General features: G+C 47.7%; 18 protein-coding genes. 5 read left to right on the top strand and 13 right to left on the bottom strand.

The genetic code is table 11. The features are described 5' to 3' along the window. Window positions 1-30 precede the first annotated feature (30 nt). Window positions 31-534, top strand: a complete 504-nt coding sequence (yjgA, locus tag D3795_RS10425; RefSeq protein WP_156268536.1) for a ribosome biogenesis factor YjgA — start codon at window positions 31-33, stop codon at window positions 532-534. On the opposite strand, the gene tldD is transcribed toward yjgA, so the two are convergent. The 9 genes from tldD to D3795_RS10380 all read right to left on the bottom strand — a co-directional run bounded on the left by tldD (window position 531) and on the right by D3795_RS10380 (window position 11,725). Continuing rightward, entirely contained in the window at window positions 531-1,976 is a 1,446-nt protein-coding gene (gene tldD / locus D3795_RS10420) for a metalloprotease TldD (protein WP_156268534.1), read from the bottom strand. The two genes, yjgA and tldD, sit on opposite strands and share 4 nt — an antisense overlap. Beyond that, a complete protein-coding gene (locus D3795_RS10415) occupies window positions 1,957-2,835 on the bottom strand; it encodes a carbon-nitrogen hydrolase family protein (RefSeq protein ID WP_310942342.1) in 879 nt (292 codons plus the stop codon). Before D3795_RS10415 ends, tldD begins: the two co-directional genes overlap by 20 nt. Beyond that, a complete protein-coding gene (locus D3795_RS10410; RefSeq protein WP_156268532.1) occupies window positions 2,738-6,682 on the bottom strand; it encodes a YhdP family protein in 3,945 nt (1,314 codons plus the stop codon). The genes D3795_RS10415 and D3795_RS10410 overlap by 98 nt, the downstream gene beginning before the upstream one ends. A 2-nt stretch (window positions 6,683-6,684) precedes the next feature. Continuing rightward, window positions 6,685-8,154 (bottom strand): ribonuclease G, encoded by a 1,470-nt coding sequence (gene rng, locus D3795_RS10405; protein ID WP_156268530.1) that lies wholly within the window; start codon window positions 8,152-8,154, stop codon window positions 6,685-6,687. Beyond that, window positions 8,151-8,726 (bottom strand): Maf family protein, encoded by a 576-nt coding sequence (locus tag D3795_RS10400; protein WP_156268528.1) that lies wholly within the window; start codon window positions 8,724-8,726, stop codon window positions 8,151-8,153. Before D3795_RS10400 ends, rng begins: the two co-directional genes overlap by 4 nt. Continuing rightward, window positions 8,716-9,198, bottom strand: a complete 483-nt coding sequence (gene mreD, locus D3795_RS10395) for a rod shape-determining protein MreD (protein ID WP_310942341.1) — start codon at window positions 9,196-9,198, stop codon at window positions 8,716-8,718. Before mreD ends, D3795_RS10400 begins: the two co-directional genes overlap by 11 nt. Continuing rightward, window positions 9,188-10,060, bottom strand: coding sequence for a rod shape-determining protein MreC (gene mreC, locus D3795_RS10390; RefSeq protein ID WP_156268526.1), 873 nt, complete (start codon window positions 10,058-10,060; stop codon window positions 9,188-9,190). The genes mreD and mreC overlap by 11 nt, the downstream gene beginning before the upstream one ends. An 8-nt stretch (window positions 10,061-10,068) precedes the next feature. Next, window positions 10,069-11,112 carry a rod shape-determining protein gene (locus D3795_RS10385; RefSeq protein WP_092856688.1) on the bottom strand — a complete coding sequence of 348 codons (1,044 nt, stop codon included), beginning with the start codon at window positions 11,110-11,112 and terminating at the stop codon, window positions 10,069-10,071. A gap of 94 nt (window positions 11,113-11,206) precedes the next feature. After that, the gene (locus D3795_RS10380; protein ID WP_156268524.1) at window positions 11,207-11,725 is read right to left on the bottom strand and encodes a prepilin-type N-terminal cleavage/methylation domain-containing protein; all 519 of its coding nucleotides are present in this window, start codon (window positions 11,723-11,725) and stop codon (window positions 11,207-11,209) included. 172 nt (window positions 11,726-11,897) lie between these two features. Here D3795_RS10380 and D3795_RS10375 point away from each other — a divergent pair, with 172 nt between their 5' ends. From D3795_RS10375 to D3795_RS10360, 4 genes are read left to right on the top strand one after another with little or no spacing between them, the layout of a single operon-like run. Further along, window positions 11,898-12,431, top strand: a complete 534-nt coding sequence (locus tag D3795_RS10375) for a type IV pilus modification PilV family protein (protein ID WP_173021021.1) — start codon at window positions 11,898-11,900, stop codon at window positions 12,429-12,431. Further along, a complete protein-coding gene (locus tag D3795_RS10370) occupies window positions 12,431-13,267 on the top strand; it encodes a PilW family protein (RefSeq protein ID WP_156268520.1) in 837 nt (278 codons plus the stop codon). The genes D3795_RS10375 and D3795_RS10370 overlap by 1 nt, the downstream gene beginning before the upstream one ends. After that, window positions 13,257-13,736, top strand: a complete 480-nt coding sequence (locus D3795_RS10365) for a hypothetical protein (protein ID WP_156268518.1) — start codon at window positions 13,257-13,259, stop codon at window positions 13,734-13,736. Before D3795_RS10370 ends, D3795_RS10365 begins: the two co-directional genes overlap by 11 nt. Next, complete coding sequence (locus tag D3795_RS10360; protein ID WP_156268516.1) at window positions 13,723-17,673, top strand: polymer-forming cytoskeletal protein; 3,951 nt, start codon at window positions 13,723-13,725, stop codon at window positions 17,671-17,673. The genes D3795_RS10365 and D3795_RS10360 overlap by 14 nt, the downstream gene beginning before the upstream one ends. 182 nt (window positions 17,674-17,855) lie before the next feature. Here D3795_RS10360 and D3795_RS10355 read toward each other — a convergent pair whose 3' ends face one another. The 4 genes from D3795_RS10355 to D3795_RS10340 form a co-directional block, all read right to left on the bottom strand. Beyond that, window positions 17,856-18,377 carry a pilus assembly FimT family protein gene (locus D3795_RS10355; protein WP_156268514.1) on the bottom strand — a complete coding sequence of 174 codons (522 nt, stop codon included), beginning with the start codon at window positions 18,375-18,377 and terminating at the stop codon, window positions 17,856-17,858. A 47-nt stretch (window positions 18,378-18,424) separates the two neighbouring features. Continuing rightward, window positions 18,425-19,036: a type II secretion system protein gene (locus D3795_RS10350; protein WP_156268512.1), complete on the bottom strand. Its 612-nt coding sequence runs from the start codon at window positions 19,034-19,036 to the stop codon at window positions 18,425-18,427. 87 nt (window positions 19,037-19,123) lie between these two features. Beyond that, entirely contained in the window at window positions 19,124-20,347 is a 1,224-nt protein-coding gene (locus D3795_RS10345) for a type II secretion system F family protein (protein WP_156268510.1), read from the bottom strand. Continuing rightward, entirely contained in the window at window positions 20,334-22,097 is a 1,764-nt protein-coding gene (locus tag D3795_RS10340) for a GspE/PulE family protein (RefSeq protein WP_156268508.1), read from the bottom strand. The genes D3795_RS10345 and D3795_RS10340 overlap by 14 nt, the downstream gene beginning before the upstream one ends.

The following is a 22,097-nucleotide window of genomic DNA, read 5'->3' as shown; positions in this document are numbered from 1 at the left end:
ACAATTCGCTCGAAACCACAGAGGCATCCCATGAGCGAATTTGAGCACGACGACGATATCGTCAGTAAATCTGAATTAAAACGCGCCGCCGAAGCGCAGCAACAGCTTGGCGAAACACTTGTTAGCCTAGCTGAAGGCAAACTAGCGAAAATTCCTCTCGATGAAGAGCTACTCGATGCTATTCATCTTGCGCAACGTATTCGTAATACACGCGAAGGCTACCGTCGTCAGTTGCAGCTTATCGGTAAAATGATGCGCCACCGCGACACCGGCCCTATCGAGCAAGCTCTCGCCGAACTTGAGCATTCACACCATGAACAAAATGCATTGTTTCACCAACTGGAGAAACACCGTGATGCTATTTTGGCCATTGGCGACGAAGCCATTCAACATTTCATTGATGCGTACCCGCAAGCCGATCGTCAAAAACTACGTCAGCTCTATCGCCAAGCGAACAAGCAAGCTGAACAAAATAAGCCACCTGCAGCAAAACGCGAACTGTTCAAATACTTACGTGAGGTGGCCACCGTTTAATCGGTGCCACCTACGGTCATCGCATCTAATTTCAACGTTGGTTGGCCAACGCCAACAGGTACGCTTTGACCGTCTTTTCCACACACACCAACACCTTGATCTAACGCTAAATCGTGCCCGACCATGGATACCTGACGCATCGCATCAGGGCCATTTCCAATCAACGTCGCGCCTTTCACTGGAGCAGTGATTTTACCGTCTTCAATTAAATAAGCTTCTGATGCTGAAAAGACAAATTTGCCCGAAGTGATATCGACTTGCCCTCCAGCAAAGTGCGGTGCATAAATACCGCGTTTCACACTGCGAATGATTTCTTCCGGGTCGTGTTCACCGGCAAGCATATACGTATTCGTCATGCGTGGCATCGGCAAGTGTGCATAGCTTTCGCGACGCCCATTACCAGTTGGGCTGACACCCATAAGACGAGCATTCATCTTATCCTGCATGTAACCAACTAAGCGGCCTTTCTCAATTAATACGTTATAGCCTGCTTCAGTGCCTTCATCGTCAATTGCCAATGAACCACGACGATCTTGCAACGTGCCATCATCAACAATAGTGCATAATTCCGATGCGACCATCTCGCCAATCTTTCCAGCGTAGGCAGAAGCCCCTTTACGATTGAAGTCGCCTTCTAAACCGTGTCCAACCGCTTCATGCAATAACACACCAGGCCAGCCAGCCCCCAATACCACAGGCATTGTTCCAGCTGGTGCTGGACGCGCTTCTAAATTAACCAGCGCTTGGCGAACCGCTTCATCAGCATAGGCTTTCCAACGCGGTGTGGCGTCAACTGGGGCGGTAAAATAATGATAATCAACTCGAGCACCGCCGCCAGCACTACCGCGCTCTCGACGACCATTATGCTCAACAAGCACGGTGCAATTTACGCGCACTAACGGACGAATATCCGTTGCAAACGTACCATCTGTTGCGGCGACAAGAATTTCATCGTAACTACCACTGATACTCGCTATGACTTCTACAACACGCGGGTCTAGGCTACGGGCGTACGCATCAATTTCACGTAGCAAATCGATTTTCGCGTGCTCATTTAAACTGGCGAGCGGATTAACCGCCGGATAACGCAAGCCAACCGTTGAACGTGAGAACGCATTCACTTGCTTATTGTCACCAGCTAAACTAATTCCTCGCGCTGCAGCAGCCGCTTTTTGAAGTGCTTGTGGTGATATGTCATCAGCATATGCAAAGCCAGTTTTCTCGCCGTGTACAGCTCGCACACCAAGGCCAGCCTCAATGTGGAAGCTACCTTCTTTCACAATGCCATCTTCAAGAACCCAAGATTCATTGACGCTGCTTTGCAGATAAATGTCGGCGAAATCGATGGCGCCGGTGTATAGCGTCGCGAGCGATTGCTGCAATTTATCGCTATCTAAATCGTGTTGATGAAGCAGATTGTGCTCAACGTTCTGTGCTTGCATGTAAAACCTTTTTACTACGTTTGAAGTGTTCCGCTACGGGGATATCTTGGCGGATCTTTTTTAAGCTTTCGATATCAACCAAGGCGGTTGCAATGCTTGGTTGCATGGATTCTGTTTCTGCTAATATGCGACCCCAGCCGTCAATGACAAGAGCATGACCATAAGTTTGACGGCCGTTTTCGTGTTCTCCTGCTTGTGCTGAGGCAACTAAAAAGCACTGTTGTTCAATAGCGCGAGCGCGCGTTAAAACATGCCAATGCGCGCTCCCGGTCACTTGGGTGAATGCTGACGGCAGTACGAGAATATCGGCGCCAGCTGTTCTTAGTGCTCGGAATAACTCAGCAAAGCGCACATCATAACACACGGCTAAACCCAATGTGCCGAACTCAGTTGGTACTGCTATTACGCTAGCGCCGGCGTTGGTCCAATTAGATTCGCGATAACTTTTCGTGTTATCTGCGACGTCGACATCAAACAGATGCATCTTATTGTAACGTGCGACGCATTGACCTTGTGGATTAAACACCAGACTGGCGGCACTGAATTTATTGTCATCCAAAGAGTCGATTAATGGAATGGTACCGCCAACTAACCAAACGTTGTAGCGCTTGGCCAACGCTGCGAGCCCTTCTTGCATGGGGCCATCACCAGGAAGCTCTGCCAGTTCCCGTTGACGCTTGTCGCCAGCACCAAAGCACAAACATGCTTCGGGCAATACCACGAGCTGTGGGCGAAAATCAGGTAACGCTTTAAGCTGTTTCTCAATTTCCTGTAGGTTCTGCTGTGGATTCGGGCTGCTGGTCATTTGTAGCGCCGTCAGTTGCACTTGGCTCTTCGTTGAGTTCTGGATTTGGCTCATTTTGCACCTCCGGTGGAATTGGCGCATCGCGACTATCACGCGCGACTTCTTCAATTTTAGGATCGTCCATTGTGCCAGAAATTCGGTATTCGAGGCGACTGATGACTTTGGCATCATGAAGCATTCGGTCGATAACAAGAGCTGCGAGACCCGACGGTGGATTAATCATCCATGCAAGTATTACCGGTAAACTTGATGTTACTTTCGGTACAAACTGTAAATCATAATCTAATGTGCGCGTCATTAAGTTCGTCTCGCCTTTAACCTCCATGTCACCTGCGGCACCATTAAGCTGGGTGTTATTGGTGGTCACAATGCCATTGACGATGTTAAAGTCACCGCTAAAGTTGGTATAGAATAACCCATTGGCGAACACATCACGGAAATCGAAGCGGAGCTTTCGCAAAATGCTATCTAAACTCAATAACGAAAATAGTCGAGCACCTCGATCACTCACCTCGTTTAAATAACCTTGACCGAGCTCCCAATTGACGGTGCCATTAAGCGATTCAGCCTCAAACTCCCGCGGCGAACCTAAATAACTTAAATCAAATGCAATGGTTGCATTGCTATCGCGAACCATTGACGTGAACTCATAATTCTCTAAGAATTCACCGAAGTCGGGCGAACTAAATTCACCAACAATTCGCGTCTGCGGATGTTGTGTCGCCGTCTCTAGTGCCCAAGCTCCTTGCGCATTCAGCGTGTGATTGCGATGCTTTGCAGAAAATTCGACAAGTTCGAGCTGCTTATCTTCGCCACGCAGGTGAAGACTCACTTCGCCCAGGTCATATACGCCATAGCGGCAGCGTTTACACTGCAGAAAAATCTCCGGCATATTGGCAAAACTTGTTGGCGCCGAACTTTGACTCAATACGTTTTCGTCGGAATCAACTGACTCAACGGATGACGCTGCTAATTCAATAAATTCCGCGTTGAAATATAACTGATCGCCTTCACCTTTTTCTGTTGCTTTGCTCGGCCGCCACTCAACAGCGGTAATGACTTGTTTAGAGTTTAATCGTGCCAACCAACTCGATTGCTCTGGCCATGCGACAATTGAAACATCGTCAAAGGCCATGTCAGCGTAGGAAATTCGCGGGCTTACTATTTGTATGTAGTCAGGCCGTAATAATCGCGCCAGTTGACTATCACCAGAGCCCTCTGGAAGAAATTCCTGTAAATAACGATAACTATCTAGCCACGTCGCAATATCACTCGCAGGTAAATTGGCATCCACCGTGAACGTCGGATTCAATCGCAACACATTTGGGTTCGGCGCTTGCGACATCACTTCGCCAATGCGAGCATATCCCGATTGCAGCACTTCAGCAGTGCCATCAAACTGAAGTTCCAGCATGGCTCTATCGCCAAGTTCGGCATTCACCAGAATACTATCGCGGCTTCCCGATACAATAAGCTCCAATAGTTCTTCCTGCTCTGCGACTTTAGTCAATGGTGGAGGAAGATTCATGGCAACCGCCTTCAAGTCAGCTGTTTGCTGCCAGCGAAATGAATAGCCACCCTGTTGCGGTAAACTCAAATTAAAGTCCGCTTGCCACGGCATATCACCATTGGTAAGCGGCGCAAATTCATCAAGACGCCATTCACCAGACGCCGCAACTTCTACGAAATAATCTTCTTCACGTTGACGACTATCTAAAGCCGCTTGTACTGGAAACCCCCGCCATGTCATCAATAACTCAGGTGCAGTGATGACATCATTACGAAAATTCACGCGGCCGCTAACATTTCGGAAGGTCTCTTTGAGGCTGCGCACATACATATCAATATCGTTAAGCTCAGCATGGCCCTCGGCCACAACTTCAGCTGATGCCCCCAATGGAATGGTTAGCTGAAGGTCACTCGAGATCGGTCCACTTAGTTGAATTTCAGCAAACGTCGCACCTAAGCTTTTAGCTAAGGGACTATCATCAAAAATCGGTTTTAATTCATTGGCGTTGCCGGAAACTTTAGCTGATATATCTAGAAATGCATCTGCGCCACCAAGAAGGTCTGGTAGAACAACATCTGCGCGCACTACCTCGACATTTCCAAGAAGTCCGTCTTCAGCAGTGATGTGCATTCGTTCATTACGGAAATTAACCACTGCTGTCGCATCGAAAATCGGTCGCCAGTTCGGCTGAAATTTATAATTTAAACTCTTAATGCGCGTTCGTGCTTCGAACAACCCTTGGTTGTCATGATATGGAAATTGGTCTACGTTACCCCGCCAAACCATCGCTAAATCTTGCGCTTGGCCATCTTGAATTGCGACCAGTAAATAATCGTGAAGATTATCTCCCATAACCACAGGTAAATGGCGTCTAAGTACTTCCGCATCAATCGGTTCTGAGTTTAGGCTTTGAGCTCGAGCGTTAACGTAAACCGAGTTCTCTGAAGGCGTGATCGTTGCGGTCAGCCCAATTTGCAATCCTTCAAGATGCAGTTCACTCTGCGGTGCGACACGTAAGGTCCATTGACCATCGCTCTGCCACCGGAACTCTCCCGAAAGATCAACTCTCGGAAGCGGCCATGGGTCATCGTAATCTAAAGCCCGGCTGATAAAAGTTGCATCCGTGCCATCGAGCTGCCAATTCAGCTGGTTATCAATTCCACTGACTCGCAAATTGACGTTACTAAGACCCGGAACACCACCAAACTGTCCCCAACTTAACGCTTCACCTTGCGCAAACCAACGAGCACCAGCGTCAAGGTTACTTTCGTAAACAACATCAATTAAACCTTGAGTATTTCGCTCAGCCAACTGCTCACTGACCTGAACTCCTTGGCTACCAAAAAGATTCAGCAATTCCAGCATTGGCGCTAATGGTAAGTCATCTGCGCTTACCGCCGTCGATGTTGGCGTCTGCTCCCAACTAAAAGTCGGTAAAGTCCAACTACGCTGATTATGTTCAATGGTTAATGGGTTAGAGTTGACGCGCCAACCATCTTGATAGGGTCTTAATTTTAATTCTCCCTGAGGTATTCGTAATTGATGGCGTTGTTCATTTACTTCCCATACCAACGCCTGCTCACCCAATTGCAGCAAGCCGTCGGTGAACTGATTTTGTTTGAAGTTCAGCCATAAGTTGTAATTGAACTGTGCTGTCTTAATTTCAGTGTCGATAATTTGTTGCTGAACCCACGGCGTAATATCGAGCTTTGAAGCGGCAACATAAACCTGTCCGCTAAGAGATCGTTTATCAGAACCTTGCACATCGATAATAATATCGAGGGTATTGTCCGACACTTCGGAAAAAGCTAGTTTACCTACACCTTGGTGACGTTGTTGTTGATTCATCCAACGCAATTCGTTGATATCAATTGCGCGAGTAACACCCACTAAGTTAACCAGTTCAAGTTTGCTATCAGACACTTGAATATAGTCGAGTTGGTCGAGCAACAGCTCCATTAAATTGTCGGAAAGACGAAAGGTATTCTCGGAGTTTTTACCGTAGCTATCGCGTAAATCATAATGCAAACGCATAGCTTCTAACTGCACTCGCTCAAACTGCACGCTTAATGTGCGCGCACTAGCCCAAAAGTTTATATTGACTCGAGCCTGTTCAATTTCTACACGTGTCGCTTTGGTTAAATCGGGACGCACAGTCAGTTCATGCAAAATGAGTTCAGGGCCACTGGTTCCCCAATCTGCACTTATTTGCGCTAGCGATACTTCTATCGCGTAATTATTCGCAAGAAATTGCTCAACTTGTTCCGTGACGTCTGGAAGTTGTGGCAATAAGTAACGCAGCCCACTGATAAGCAGCGCAAAAAGCACCAGAGCAGTTGCCATGGTGTAAAGTAAAGTCCGGTATACAAACCCAAACGCCTTACCCGCCATAGTTACATCATTACCACGTCAAACTGCTCTTGGTTATAAAGCGGCTCAACCAGTACTTTCACTTGTTTACCAATAAATACTTCGAGCTCAGCTAACGCATGCGATTCTTCATTAAGTAGCATATCGGCCACTGCTGTTGAGGCATAAACCATAAAGTGATCAGCTGCATACGCGCGATTGACTCGAACAATTTCACGCATGACTTCATAACACACCGTTTCAACTGTCTTCATTGAGCCGCGTCCACCGCACACTGGACATTCTGAGCATAGTACATGCTCTAAACTTTCGCGGGTGCGTTTCCGTGTCATTTCAACTAAACCCAGCGAGGTAAAGCCGTTAATGGAAGTTTTCGCCCGATCTTTTCCAAGTGCTTGCTCAAGACTGTGTAATACGCGACGACGATGGTCGGCGTTTTGCATATCAATAAAATCGATAATGATGATGCCGCCTAAGTTACGTAATCGCAGTTGCCGCGCAATGGCTTGCGTGGCTTCAATGTTGGTATTAAAAATTGTCTCTTCTAAGTTTCGGTGTCCAACAAAACCACCAGTATTAATATCTATGGTGGTCATTGCTTCAGTTTGATCGATAATAATTGAACCGCCAGATTTCAGCTCTACCTTACGATCAAGTGCGCGCTGTACTTCATTCTCCACGTCGAACATGTCGAATATTGGACGCTCTCCAGCGTAATATTCCAAGGCATTACTCAGCTCTGGAATAAACTCTTTAACGAATTCACTCAGCAAATCGAAGGTAACACGCGAATCGACACGAATGCGCTCAATTTGCTCACCGACAAAATCCCTTAGGATGCGGCAAGAGAGATTCAGATCTTCATAGACCAAGCCGATGTTACGCATCCCTTTGCGGCGTTTTTGAATGGTATCCCATAGACGCCGCAAAAACTTCGCATCACGTTGCAATTCATCATCACTTGCGCCTTCAGCTGCAGTACGAACAATGAAACCGCCTTCTTCATCACAATAAGGCATCGCCGCTTGCTTCAGCCGATTTCGCTCTTTCTCATCTTCAATGCGTTGTGAAATACCCACGTGTGGTGATTGCGGCATCAGCACCATATAGCGTGATGGAATCGTGATATCTGTCGTCAATCGCGCACCTTTGGTACCAAGCGGATCTTTAACCACTTGCACCAAGATTTTTTGCCCGGGGCGAACCAACTGGGCAATATCTGCAGCCGGCATGGTGCCGCGAGCAATGCCCTCAGCTTGTTCGAGTTGTGTGACGATATCTGACGCATGCAAAAACGCGGCTTTATCTAAGCCAATATCAATAAACGCTGCCTGCATACCGGGTAGTACGCGCGAGACTTTGCCAACATAAATATTGCCGACGAAGCCGCGTTTCGCTTGGCGTTCGATATGAATTTCTTGCAAAATGCCATTTTCAATTAATGCAACGCGGGTTTCGGTGGGCGTCACGTTCATCAAGATTTCTGCACTCATACGCGCCCCTCCATAGTCAGAATAAGTTGTTCAGTTTCATACATCGGTAAACCAACAACCGCAAAGTAACTACCCTCAAGATGAGTCACAAACTTCGATGCTCGCCCTTGAATACCATAGCCGCCGGCTTTATCTTGCGGCTCGCCCGATTGCCAATAATGATCAATTTCTTCGTCGTTAAGGGCTTTAAACGTTACCTTTGCTTGGCTTACCACCACATCTTCTTTTTCATTCAGTACCGCAGCGATCGCTGTGATTGCTAAATGGCTTCGTCCTGAAAGACGCTTCATCATGGCAACAAAGTGACCATAATCGTTTGGTTTTTCGAGAACGTCGTTGTCGCAAACCACTACGGTGTCGGCTCCCAGCACGAGACTATTTGCCCGCGCTAACGTAGCGCCAGCTTGTGCTTTGCTCAGCGCTAGACGCTTCACATAAGCTCTGGCTGATTCGTTGGGCGCACGCTCTTCTGGTACGTTTGGTACCACCACTGTAAACGGCCTGTCGAGTAACTTTAGCAACTCTTGGCGACGCGGCGAGCCTGAAGCTAAAACGAGTTCATTAGCGAACAAGGTAATGCCTCCGGTACTTACGCAGAATCAAATACACCCAAGGCCAAGCGATAGCCGACGATAACACCGGATATAGGTAGGCAAAATTAAAGACCGCATCATTCAGCACATGCTCGAGCTCATAAACAATGACGCGCTTCACAAGAATTAGAACCGCTACCACAAACGCTTGCTGGGTAAATGAGTAATTACGAATGCGCTGAAAGTGGCGGATTGCGGGGTACGCCATAATTAATAACGCGGTTGCGTAAATCCCGAAAACTGATCCCATCAATATATCCGCGATAAGACCAAGAATTAGCACCGTTCCCATACCAACACGATGCGGCAACGCCATAACCCAATAAATAATGACCAAACTAAGCCAATCTGGGCGCCATGCTTCTAGGAAGCCAGGCATTGGCATAACCATCAACACCAACGCGACAAGATAGCTAACTAGAAGTGGTAATAATCCTGACTTAATCCACATTATCAGTGCCCTCCGTGTCTTCGTATACAGGCTGCTCTGTTGCACTGGCTGGCCATAACAACAAGACCGTTCGAATTCGATCAAGTTGCGCAAACGGCTGCGCTGACACTCGTGCGTACTGTAATCGCTCGTCACGGTCGATTTCGGTAATTTCTGCTACCGGATAACCTTCTGGATACACACCGCCAAGCCCAGAGGACATTAATTTGTCACCTACTTGGAGTTCACTCGAATGTGGAATATACATCAAATCAAGACGCTGCAAATCACCAGTGCCGCGCGCTAATACTCGAATGTCATTGCGTTCAGCCCGCAGCGACAAAGCGTGGCTCTGATCAGAAATAAGTAAGACTCGCGCGGTACCACGCCCAACACTCATCACTTGCCCAAGAATACCGCGGTTATCAAGCACCGGTTGGCCTTCATAAACGCCGTTGGCGCTGCCCTTGTTAATCACGACTTGGTGTGAGAACGGGTCAGTTGCGACTGCAACAACCTCTGCAGCCATACGTCTGCTCGCTTGGCGAATCTCAGAGCCGAGTAGTTGGCGTAACCTATCATTCTCGTTTTCAAGAAAGTTGAGTCGCTGCACGGCCATTTGCAACTCTTGTAACTCTTGTTTTAAGGCTTTGTTTTCTTCGCGCAACGTAGTGCGAGTTGTGGATAAGTAAACCAAGCGATCGAGCACTTGCTCAGGTAACACGGCAAGATATTGAACGGGAGCAACAAGGGTCGATAAAAACGAACGCACCGGCTGCATGGTGTTCAGCCGGTGGTCGAGAAACATCACTGTACCGGCGCAAATTAGCGCCAATACGAGTCGTGTGAGGAGGGTTGGCCCCCGTTCAAAAAGCGACTTCATAGTGTCGCTTACTCATAACTGAACAGGTCACCGCCGTGCATGTCGATCATTTCGAGTGCTTTACCACCGCCACGAGCAACACAAGTTAGCGGGTCATCAGCAACAATCACTGGAATTCCAGTTTCTTCCATCAGCAGTCGGTCAAGATCACGTAATAACGCACCACCACCGGTTAACACCATTCCGCGCTCAGAAATATCCGATGCGAGTTCTGGTGGGGATTGCTCTAATGCAACCATAACAGCACTGACAATACCCATTAACGGTTCTTGAAGTGCTTCCAAAATTTCGTTGCTATTCAGCGTAAATGAACGAGGCACACCTTCGGCAAGGTTACGACCACGAACTTCAATCTCGCGCACTTCTTCACCTGGGAATGCTGAACCAATTTCGTGCTTGATGCGTTCGGCGGTAGCTTCTCCAATGAGTGAGCCGAAGTTACGACGAATATAGTTCACAATTGCTTCGTCAAACTTGTCACCACCAATTCGAACCGATGACGAATAAACCACACCATTTAATGAGATAATGGCAACTTCAGTCGTACCACCACCGATATCAACAACCATTGAGCCGGTAGGCTCAGATACAGGAAGCCCTGCACCGATTGCGGCAGCCATCGGTTCATCAATGAGATAAACCTCGCGGGCGCCAGCACCTAACGCCGATTCGCGAATAGCACGACGCTCAACTTGTGTCGAACCACATGGCACACAAACAAGAACACGCGGGCTTGGGCGGAAATAATGGCTGTCATGCACTTTCTTGATAAAGTGTTGCAGCATTTTTTCAGTCACGTAGAAATCTGCAATCACGCCATCTTTCATTGGGCGTATGGCTTTTATGTTGCCAGGCGTTCGACCGAGCATCTGTTTTGCTGCTTGACCGACAGCAGCAACACTCTTAGGGCCACCTGAGCGTTCTTGTCGAATCGCTACAACCGAAGGCTCGTTCAAAACAATACCTTCGTCTTTCACATAAATTAGTGTGTTTGCTGTACCCAAATCGATCGATAGATCGTTGGAGAAGATGCCGCGTAACTTCTTAAACATGAGGGGATGTTCCCTTACTCGTAATTTGGTGGACTGAAAAACTGTGTAACTTTACCAAGCTGGCACCCTGCGGGCAAGCGTTATACCTAGTATATTAACTGCAAGTTCCCACACGGATGTAGCCTTGGCTTTGAACGCAAACGCTGCGCGCATTTACGCCATTTATTTGTAGCTCTACTGCACTTTGACCGCAGTTCTCTGCAGTGGTTGCATGACCCGTTGATACAGGACAACCTAACGCGTTAAATCGAAACCCCGTCGACGCATTTGGTAACGTAGAAACTATCGTTAAAGTGTTATCATTTGGCAGGGTAACTACTCGCGCATTCTCAATCGGTTGACCACAGTCAAACGGCGTTACTTCAGCACTTGTCAGATTAACACCGTAACAGCGATTCACCACGTCTTGCATGGCTTGTTGTTGCTGTAATCGCAACAAACTCAATAATTGCCTTTCGGTTACAACTTGATCGACCCCGCCCGAACCAAAAATTCGGGGACCTGCAGTAACGGCCAAAATACCGATTAATACAATAACAATAATCAGCTCAACAAGCGTGAAACCTTGCTGATTATTTACAATTTTGTCGTATTTTTTCCGAGTTAAAGGCATGGTTTCGTTAACTCTATGTCGTTAGTCATAATGGCCGAACAATTTATGCAGTGTAAACGAAAAAAGTGTAGTATACAGAACAATATATCAACAAATTATAAGAAAAGTAGAAGCCTTGGAGCTTTTGATGCCACGAACGTCTATGTTACGAACGTCGATCACACAGCGACCCATGAACTCAAGCCAACGTGGCTTCACGTTGATTGAGATTATCATTGGTATTGTGGTTCTGGGCATTTCGATTGTGTTACTCACTGTTCTGATATTTCCTCAAGCGCAGCGCAGCGCCGAACCTATGCTGCAACAACGTGCCGCAGCTCTCGGCGAAGCCTTTATTCAAGAAATTAGCGGTAAATCGTTTGATGAGAATAGCGACCGAAGCGGCGGCTTATTACGATGCGGTGAAGCGGCCGCCAGCGCTTGCACTGCCCCTACTAATTTAGGCCCCGACGCAGAAACGCGCGAAGACTTTGATGATGTCGACGATTACCACCTACTCGAGACAACCGCCCCAACTTTAGCCGATGCGATGGGTGATGATATTGCCAGCCGCTACCCAGGATTTAGCTTTGCAATCAGCGTCTGTTACAGCGATAGCACTGGCACATGCCAATCTACAATCACTCTTTATAAGAGAATTGAAGTGACGATCACAACGTCGTTTGGACAAAATTTTACCTTTGCGACGCTGCGAGGTAATTACTAATGCGTCATCGTCAGGGGTTTACTTTAGTTGAGTTAGTGATTGTCATTGTCTTGCTCGCCATTACCGGATTATTTGTATTCAATTACCTAGGCTTCGGTGCACAAATATTTCGCGACACCACTGAACGCGATCAGTTAGTTGCCCAGTCTCGCTTCGCTATCGCGCGGTTGAGTCGTGAGCTGCAAGGTGCAGTACCAAGAAGTATCCGCGTGTCAATTACCGATGCGCAGCGTTGTATTGAATTTATGCCGATACTTGCAAGCAGCGTGTATTTAGATATACCTCGCCCCGGACCTACCAGCAGTGATCCGTTTATTGCCATTGAGCCGGTAGCTAACGATAATTTAGTTGGCGGCTATTTACTCGTTTATGCAACAAACACCAGCTACATATACGGCAACAGCGTGCAACGCCGGAAAGTCATTTCAAACATCACCGACACGTCGCCGGCGCAGGACAATTTGGTTGAAATAAACTACGCAACCACACCCGCCTTCTTCGGTGCTGAAAGCCCAGCTCGACGTTATTTCATTGGTGGCGAGCCGGTAAGTTGGTGTTACGACAATACATCAAATAGTATTTATCGCTTTGCCGGCTACGGACTTAACAGTTTGCAGCCGAGTTTCAGTCAATTACAAATAAGCGCCGCCAGCAGCGCTGAAATAATGGCTAAATATATCTACAATGATTTAAACAACAATGAATTTCCATTTTACGTATTTGAAGCTACTTTGCAGCGCAACAGCTTAATAAAGCTTGATTGGCGCTTTAGTCGCGAAGCCGATTCTGAACCGTTACAGTTTGTGCATGAGGTTCATATAGCGAATGTTCCCTAATCTCTCATATTCACAATGTGTCCGTTTACCTGCAAAGCAACGCGGTGCTGCACTTGCTGTTGCGGTATTTATTATTGTCATCATGAGTTTGATTGGTGTGGCGATGGTGCGTATTTTAGGGAATTCGAGTCAAGCCATTGTTGGTGAAGTTTATGGCAGTCGGGCGCAATTAGCGGCGCGCGCCGGCGCTGAGTTGTTCTTAACTGAGCTATTCCCGCACGATGCGCCAGCGGCACAAGGTTTGTGCCCAGTGCGAACGGCATCACCACCGCCAGAAGTGAGGCCCGAGCAATTATTCACTATCAATGGGTTAAAAAATTGCTCTACCACCATTTTCTGTGACCGAGCTGAACTTAACTCACCGTATCAGGGCGATCATTTTAGAATTATTGCCCAAGGCGAGTGCGCTGCAGGTGACATGACCTATTCGAAAGTATTAATGCTGGAGGCAGGTGATGGGATTTTATAGATCACTGATTATCCTTATCTTTATTTTAGCTGCCAATAGCGCTGTCGCAGCAACTTATACGTTAGTGAAAGATAAAGGTACTTGGCTGATTCCTCCGGAATGCTTCACGACAAATAATGGCAATGTTACTTGTCCAAACGGCTTAAATCTGACCAGTGCAGATAGCATTATTACCGATGGTAAAACCGTATTTGATGTCACCGGCGATGCTAATCTCAACGGCGTCTCCATTCAGGTTGGGGCGACAGGCATTCCGTTAACCATCAATGCTACCGGCAACATTAATACGGGCTACCAATACAATGGCGAAGCGAATTTAGTTGCCAGTGGCGCGATTGTTACGGGCTATCAGAATACAATTGTCGGTAATTTGAGCGCAGCGCAAATAACCACCGGTGGGCAAAACAACATTACTGGGAATCTCAACGCTGCACAAATTACAACCAGTTACGAAGACACCATTACTGGCAGCATCATCGCAACCCAAAGTATCGACATTAATGGCCGCAATACCATCACTGGCTTTATCAGTGCGCCCACGTCAATTTTGCTACGTTCTGATAACTCAGTTTTTAATGGCAATATTTCGTCGTCTGGACAAATTACCATTGGCAGCAGCCACACTATCACTGGTAATCTTTCTGGCAGCGACATCATCACTGAATCTCCGGTGACGATAAATGGTGATATCAGTGCTTCAGGTACGTTTACGTTGGCCAGCGGAAGTCAGGTGACGGGTGATGTCGAGGCGAATAATGTCAATGTGTTAGCCTCGAATAGCAATATTCAAGGTGATGTTACGGTCATTCAAAATTTAGTTATCGGGAATAGTTCAGGTATTACCGGCAATGCCTCGGCAGAAACGATACTGTTAGAGGCCAGTAACGCTTATATTACCGGTAGTGCCAGCGCCACAATCGAAATACAAATTGACTGGCAAGGCACCATTGGCGGTAACGCGACCGCGCCGACTATTGAGAATAATGGCGGTACCATTGCCGGTGAAAAATTTTGTGATACCGGAACCGGCTCCACACCGCCCAGTTGTAACACCGGCACCCCACCGCCACCACCGCCAGTTGATACCTGCAGTTTATTTAACGAGCTTGCCGATTTTGGTGTGGTCGGTGGTAACGGTTTTACCTCCGGCAGTGGTACGCAAATTAACGATAACGACATTGTTGACGAAACGGGTCTCGGTGGTAATACACCAACACCGTCGGGCACTATTGATACCGTCGATTTGGCATTCCCTCCGCTGGACCCAGCAGTGTTTCCGAGCTTTATTAGCACCGGGTTCTATGAAAATCAAACGAATCTCGCACCAGGAACCTACGGCACCATTCATACTAAAGGTGCCAACGCACTTTCCTCAACAACTGGCGGCGGTACCTATTACATTGAATCCATCACCTTTACTGATAATGCGAACACGCTGAATCTCGGGCCTGGCGATTACTTCATTAAATCGATGTTTATCGGTAACAATTCAACCATCAATATTGTTCCGGATGGCCCCGTGCGATTATTCATTCGTGATGGTATCTCGGGCGGAAATGATATTTCATTTAATAGTACGGGTAACGTCGCTAATCTGGTGGTTTATCTGTACGAAGACGCCGATTTTATAATCGGTAATTACTGTAATAGTGGCACTAACTGCCCAGAGTTCACCTTTAATGGCTTAATTTACAGCCCGTCTGAAACCGCGAACATTGAGTTCGGCAACAACACCAACTTTCAAGGTGGTGCGCTAACCGCGGGTACCGTGACCTTGGGCAATAACAGTGCCATTACCTATTCGCCGCAAACACAAGCGGATGTGAATGAAGCGGCTGGCTGTACCCCTGAACCGGCGCTGGTTCATCATTATCGTATACAACACCCAACCCAGTTAGTCAGTTGTTTAGCAGCACCGATTGAAATTATTGCGTGCGCCAATGCCGACTGTAGCGAAACCTATGATGACACCGTCACGCTGACGGCAACAGCGAGCGCGGCGAATAGCACATGGTCTGGCGACACGATTATCTCGACGACAACCAATTCCGCCGATTGGCAATTTACGCTGGGTACGGGAAGCGGGTATTTGCGGAATATTAATGGTGGAACAACAGTTATTTCATTAAACGACGCAATACCGACTGCAACGAACATAACGCAGTGTTATAACGATGCGGGCACGACCATAACTGGGTGTGCTGTTAATTTCGTTAGCGCTGGTTTGGTGTTTACAGATACCGATGGTGTGAGCCCAATAGCAAGTAGCCACGCCGGTTTAGATTTCCCGATTCTGCTTCAAGCAATAGAGACGAATACCACAACCGGTGCCTGTGAAGCTCGGGTACAAGGCGCACAAGCCGTGAATGTCGGTTTAGAATGCGCGAACCCGCTAACCTGTCAGGCCGATCAAACCTTCACGGTTAATGGCACCAATGTCGCGCTCAATGATAATGGCACCGCGCTAACGCAGACTTCCGTGAACGTCACCTTTGATGCCAATGGTTCAGCGCCTGTCACTGCTAACTATTCCGACGTTGGGCAAGTGCGCCTGCACGCATCATTGGAACTCTCAGAGAATGTGGGAAACGGCGATCCGGCTATTGTGTTGACGGGAACGAGTATTAACGATTTTGTCGTGCGGCCACATACGTTAGTTGCCCGCGCCTTAGATAGCAGCAACAATTTGTGGACAGCGACTACTGATACGGGTGCTGGCTATAAAGCGGCGGGCGAAGACTTTACCTTTATTGTGCAGGCACTGAATGCCGCCGGTAACCCAACACCGAATTTTGGTAACGAAGTGAGCGCTACCGAGAATGTGACGGTCACCTTTGATTCCATGGCTTATCCCGTCATTGCCGGTGATACCTGGAGTAGCAGTAAACTCACCATCACTTCACCATTTATTGATGACCCAGATTTTGCTGGTGCCATGCGAACGGTGGGAGCGCGTTGGCGCGAAGCTGGCACGCCGAATATACTTCCCGGATTATTGGATAATGACTATTTGGGCGCCGGCGATGCTCTTGTTCGAGTACCGAGCCCAATTGGACGGTTTTATCCTGCCAATTTTCTAGTCACCAGTTCAAATATCACGAACGCTTGTCCAACCGATAACTTTACTTACATGGGGCAGCCCGGCATTCATGTAGCCTTTGAAATCGTGGCCGTAAACACGTTAGGGGTGGTGACACAAAATTACCATAGTCCCGAGTACAGCAATGCCGCTCAACTTGAACTCACCGCTGCAAATACGAGCCCTGCTGATGTTGCGAGTGATGAGTTTGCCTCGCGGCTCGTTGCGCCATTGACGAGTAATTGGGTGAATGGTCGTTTTGATCAATTGGGGATGTCGGCAACATTCAATCGCTTGGCTTCGGAAGTCCCGGATGGCCCTTATAGTGCTGTGCGTCTTGGCTTGCGAGTGCTTAGCGAAATGGATAATCGGAATTTCGCTACGACCGACTTACTGACTCAGAAAGGCCCCAGTGCGCAACTGAACGGTACCTTAGCGCTACGCTACGGTCGCTTGGTGCTTGAAAATACATATGGTCCAGAAAACGAATCGCTGCCGGTGGTCATGCGCGCCGAATATTGGGACGGCACACGCTTTACGTTAAACGATTTAGATTCATGTACCGCGAGTTCGCCAACATCACTCGCTATCGTTGACAACCCAAGCGCATTAAATACCAGTGTCGCAGGCGTTGGCAGCAACTTGATCACCGGCGAAGTGATACCTGAGAGTCTCTATTGGACGGCACCCTCACCAGTTGGCTCCGGTGAGTTCTTATTCGAATATCAAGCCGATAGTTGGCTCGAATATCCGTGGCTTGATGAAAATGGTGATAGTCACCGTTTCCCTCGTGCAACAGCCGGCTTTGGTCAGTACCGTGGCAACGACCGAGTCATCTTCTGGATGGAGCGACAGTAGTCCGGCGCTCTCTCCGCTAGGTAATGCTGGGTGGCGCAAAGCGCCGTTAATCTCGAATCGTAATGCGGTGGTCGTTATTCGAGGTTCGTGCGCTGCGCTGTTCGTCCGTTCGCTACGCGCACTGTTCGGTAAATCGTAGACAATAAAAAAGCGCCCGAAGGCGCTTTAATGCTTAATACTTATTAACAGTCTGTCAGATTGGCCGTAATTACTGGACGATCGCCTTTAACTGCTACATCTTGATAAGATACAAAACAATCCGTAATTTCAGCGTACGTCAACGTTGCTGCTGCACCAATATTTACGCCCTTCGGAGAGAATTTAACAGTACGTTGAGTTCCAACTGTCGCGGTTGCTGGGTCGTAAGCAATATCCCAATCTGTCGCGGTGATATTTACTGCATTCAAAATTCCGGTATCGGTTGCAGCTGGGTATCCATAAACAATTTGAACACCATCATCGGTAACTTGATAGTCCGCTGTTGTTGCACCATCGTCGGCGTCGGCGTCTTTACCCTCGATCGCAGCTTTGCCAAATACGATATCAGCAGAACCATTCAGTGCACCCTTCAACCCATTAACGGTTGACTCGCGGGCGTCGCTTGAGAAGTTAAAGAATTGTGGCGCGGCAGTGACGGCGAGGATGCCGAGTACCACGATAACGATGATCAGTTCGATCAATGTAAAACCTTTTTGTGTTTTCATAACGCTTTCCCTTTTAAAAAATTAAGGAGTATTCCCCGAAGTATAAACTAATTATTACTAAAAATACTGACCCCACCGGTACGTGGGTTGTAAACAAACACGTTACCGACGGAGAGATAGTCGGTGCCACTTGGCGCTGAAGCCAAGTTTTTAATGGTATTTGCTAAGTAATACACGCAAATATCATTGGTTCCGTTATTTTCGCGGGTCACGTAATAACGGTTTTCACCCAGAAGGGTAAAACTGGTGGTAGCGGTTGGTGCACCCTGCAAAATAGCTTGCATCGTGGTACGACAATCTTCGCTGGTAATGTTTAAATCGTGGGCATTGAGATTGTTGTCGCCACTGACTGGGTAGCCGGTGCTTCCATCCACGTTAACGCTAATGCCATCCATGACAACAACGGCGCCAGCACCATCGGCGTTACCCTGTGGACGACCACGTAGCTCCCATTCTGCGCGCACAAGGCCTACCGCGCTAGCAAAGCCACCGGCAACGCCTTCAACTGCCGCATCTTCGGCATCCGCTGTCACACTGGTAAAGCGTGGCAGTGCCGAGGCAGCCAACAAACCCAGAATAACAACAACAATAATCAGCTCAATCAGAGTAAAACCCGATTGCTTCGCTGTTGAAGTAATTTTTGTCTGCACTGCTTGCATCCCTTATTCCCCGTAGGTTTATTATGATTTTTATAACAAAACCCTGCAAATATTAATGGTTATCTGAATTTGTTAATTTAAGGTTAATTATCGACCTCGATACGCATCCATCATTTCCCACATTGGTAAAAACACACCTAATGCCATAATGGTGATAATGATCGCAACAAAGACCAATAAAATCGGCTCGATGCGTGCGGTCAAACTCTTCAGATCATAGTCGACTTCGCGTTCGTAATATCCCGCCACTTCAAATAACATTTCGTCGACACGCCCTGTTTCTTCGCCGACCGCTATCATTTGTAATACTAACGGGGTGAATAACTCACTATTACGCGACGTACGCGTCAAGCTTTCACCGCGCTCAATATTGCGGCGCATGTCATTTATGCGTCCGCTCATCCAACTGTTATCAACGGCTTCAGCAACTAAACCTAAGCCTTGTGTTAACGGCACGCCCGCTTGCAACATCACCGCGAAGGTACGCGCAAACCGAGCTAACAACGAACGCATGACGATATCGCCGACCACCGGCATACGTGTTTTAAATCGATCCCAAACCATTCGCCCCGGTACGGTTTTAACGTAGTTGATTGTGCCTGCAATCGCCACTACAACCACTCCGAGCATCAGTGGCCACCAATTTACGAAGAAATTTGAGGTGGCGAGAATAATGCGCGTCGGTAATGGTAAATCCACATTAAAATTCGCAAACATTTGCGCAAAGGGTGGAATAACCCAGATGTTAATGATCACGACCGCAGCCACTAACGCCAGCATGATAAACATGGGATATCGTAGCGCCGACTTAATCGCTTTACGCGTTTCTTGTTCTTTTTCTAAATAATCTGAAAGCTGTAAAAATGCGCCTTCTAACTCACCCGTATTTTCACCCACATGCACAATCGCAACTAACAGGCGCGGGAACACGCGCGGATGAGAGGCCATTGCGGAAGATAACTGACGACCGCGCTCTAACTGTTCGACTAAATCTTTTAATACCGTACCAAAGCGTTTGTTACTGGTATTCTCCGCTAACCCTTCCATGGCACGCAACAGCGGTATTCCAGCTTTAGTCAGTGAGTACATCTGCCGCGTAAAGATTATCAAATCAACATGACTAATACGTTGTTGAAATAATCCACCGGAGGTTGAAGTTGACTTCACTTCCACCTTTTCCACTTGTATCGCCAGCGGGGTAATGCCCCGACGCAATAGGCTATCTGCAGCTGAGCTTTCACTCGCCGCTTCAATGACGCCTTGCACTGGTTGGCCGCCGTTATCGCGACCTCGATACTTAAAGTTCGCCATCGTCACCCTCAGTGGTGGATGCGGTTATCCGTAATTCTTTCTCTTCAACGGTTTCAGCCAAGAACAGTACTTCATCAAGCGAAGTAATACCTTCACGCGCGTACTCCAACGCAACACTCGCTAACGGTTTAAATCCTTCAGATTGGCGCGCTGCTTGTGCAAATTCGCGCATATTGCTGTCGCGTAGCGCATCAATCATAGTTTCATTCATTTCTAAAAGTTCGAATACACCAATTCGGCCTTTGTAGCCGGTGTGATTGCAACTACGACAACCTTTACCACGAACAAAGCCACTGCCGTCAGCTGGAATACTCGGGTCCATACGGCGCAACAACGTGAGTTCTGCTGCTTCGGGTTTATCGGTTGTCTTACAGTTGTCACACACTCGACGAATCAGGCGCTGCGCGAGAACGCCGCGCAAAGCGGCGCCAACTAAATAAGGAGCTGCGCCCATATCGATTAATCGCAACGCACTCGTAATGGAGTCATTGGTATGCAAGGTGGTTAATACTAAGTGACCGGTAATTGCGCCTCGCAGACCAATTTCTACGGTTTCGTGATCACGCATCTCACCCACCATGATAATGTCAGGATCTTGACGCAAGGTGGTGCGCAATACATTTGAGAAGTTAAGTCCGATTTTACTGTTTACCTGTACCTGCGAAATACGTGGTAAACGATATTCAACTGGGTCTTCAACGGTAATAATTTTCTTTTCAGCCTGGTTCAGCTCACTTAGCGCACCATATAAGGTAGTCGTTTTACCTGAACCTGTCGGACCGGTCACAATCAACATGCCGTATGGACGATGAATCAATCGGCGTACGCGCTTGAGAATATGCTCAGGCATACCAGTCTGCTCAAGCTGTAATAGACCTGCAGACTGATCTAGCAAACGCATCACACACGATTCACCATACTGGACCGGCATGGTCGATACCCGCACGTCAATGGAATGGTCACGTACTTTGATATTAAAACGGCCATCTTGTGGCAAGCGTTTTTCTGAAATATCCAAACCAGCCATCAGCTTCAAACGTAATAACAAGGCATTGGCAATGTTGGTTTCCGTCAGCACGTTTTCTTGTAAGACACCATCCACGCGCATTCGAATGCGTAGCGCCCGATCATCTGGCTCGATATGAATGTCCGAAGCGCGAACCTGCACTGCATCAGCAAAAATCGACTGTAAGAGTTTTGCAACCGTTGCGTCGTCCTCGTCATCATCAAGCGACAACGCGCCAAGATCGAATTCCGCGCCATCTTGAGTTTCTGTTTGTAGTTCTTTAGCAAACTGGGCAATGTCTTTGGTGCGACGGTAAAGGTTATCAAACGCTTCCAGTAAATCAGCATCGGGCACTACCGCAAGTTTCATTTCACGCGGCTGTAAATATTGGGAGATCGCATCCACTGCGGCAAGGTCAGCAGGGTCGCTCATGCCAACGAGCGCCATTTGGTCATCAGCCTCAATGACTAACGCACGATGACGGCGTGCCTGAACTTCTGGAATTAAGTTCACAACTTGCTGTGAAATTTTACGGTCACCTAGTTCAATCAGTGGAATATTCAATTGACGCGCTAAAAACTCTAACAAGTCATGCTCATCAATAAACCCAAGATCAATGAGCGTCACACCAAGTTTTCGACCGTTCTGTTTCTGATCAGCGAGTGCTTGCTGCAATTGGCTTTCGGTAATCATGCCGTCTTGAACAAGTAAATCACCGAGGCGCATTTTTAAACGTGGACGCAT

Source organism: Pseudidiomarina andamanensis (assembly GCF_009734345.1).
GTDB lineage: Bacteria > Pseudomonadota > Gammaproteobacteria > Enterobacterales > Alteromonadaceae > Pseudidiomarina > Pseudidiomarina andamanensis.
The sequence above is the reverse complement of the archived record's forward strand: the minus strand, read 5'-3'. Positions and strand labels throughout refer to the sequence as shown.

What these genes read in the sequence shown, in the direction of transcription:
- D3795_RS10360 (WP_156268516.1), top strand. Translation starts at nt 13,723, where the DNA reads ATGGGATTTTATAGATCACTGATTATCCTTATCTTTATTTTAGCTGCC.
- D3795_RS10375 (WP_173021021.1), top strand. Translation starts at nt 11,898, where the DNA reads ATGAACTCAAGCCAACGTGGCTTCACGTTGATTGAGATTATCATTGGT.
- D3795_RS10350 (WP_156268512.1), bottom strand. Translation starts at nt 19,036, where the DNA reads ATGCAAGCAGTGCAGACAAAAATTACTTCAACAGCGAAGCAATCGGGT.
- mreC (WP_156268526.1), bottom strand. Translation starts at nt 10,060, where the DNA reads ATGAAGTCGCTTTTTGAACGGGGGCCAACCCTCCTCACACGACTCGTA.
- D3795_RS10370 (WP_156268520.1), top strand. Translation starts at nt 12,431, where the DNA reads ATGCGTCATCGTCAGGGGTTTACTTTAGTTGAGTTAGTGATTGTCATT.
- D3795_RS10380 (WP_156268524.1), bottom strand. Translation starts at nt 11,725, where the DNA reads ATGCCTTTAACTCGGAAAAAATACGACAAAATTGTAAATAATCAGCAA.
- D3795_RS10410 (WP_156268532.1), bottom strand. Translation starts at nt 6,682, where the DNA reads ATGGCGGGTAAGGCGTTTGGGTTTGTATACCGGACTTTACTTTACACC.
- D3795_RS10415 (WP_310942342.1), bottom strand. Translation starts at nt 2,835, where the DNA reads ATGAGCCAAATCCAGAACTCAACGAAGAGCCAAGTGCAACTGACGGCG.
- D3795_RS10355 (WP_156268514.1), bottom strand. Translation starts at nt 18,377, where the DNA reads ATGAAAACACAAAAAGGTTTTACATTGATCGAACTGATCATCGTTATC.
- tldD (WP_156268534.1), bottom strand. Translation starts at nt 1,976, where the DNA reads ATGCAAGCACAGAACGTTGAGCACAATCTGCTTCATCAACACGATTTA.
- D3795_RS10345 (WP_156268510.1), bottom strand. Translation starts at nt 20,347, where the DNA reads ATGGCGAACTTTAAGTATCGAGGTCGCGATAACGGCGGCCAACCAGTG.
- mreD (WP_310942341.1), bottom strand. Translation starts at nt 9,198, where the DNA reads ATGTGGATTAAGTCAGGATTATTACCACTTCTAGTTAGCTATCTTGTC.
- yjgA (WP_156268536.1), top strand. Translation starts at nt 31, where the DNA reads ATGAGCGAATTTGAGCACGACGACGATATCGTCAGTAAATCTGAATTA.
- rng (WP_156268530.1), bottom strand. Translation starts at nt 8,154, where the DNA reads ATGAGTGCAGAAATCTTGATGAACGTGACGCCCACCGAAACCCGCGTT.
- D3795_RS10385 (WP_092856688.1), bottom strand. Translation starts at nt 11,112, where the DNA reads ATGTTTAAGAAGTTACGCGGCATCTTCTCCAACGATCTATCGATCGAT.
- D3795_RS10340 (WP_156268508.1), bottom strand. Translation starts at nt 22,097, where the DNA reads ATGCGTCCACGTTTAAAAATGCGCCTCGGTGATTTACTTGTTCAAGAC.
- D3795_RS10365 (WP_156268518.1), top strand. Translation starts at nt 13,257, where the DNA reads ATGTTCCCTAATCTCTCATATTCACAATGTGTCCGTTTACCTGCAAAG.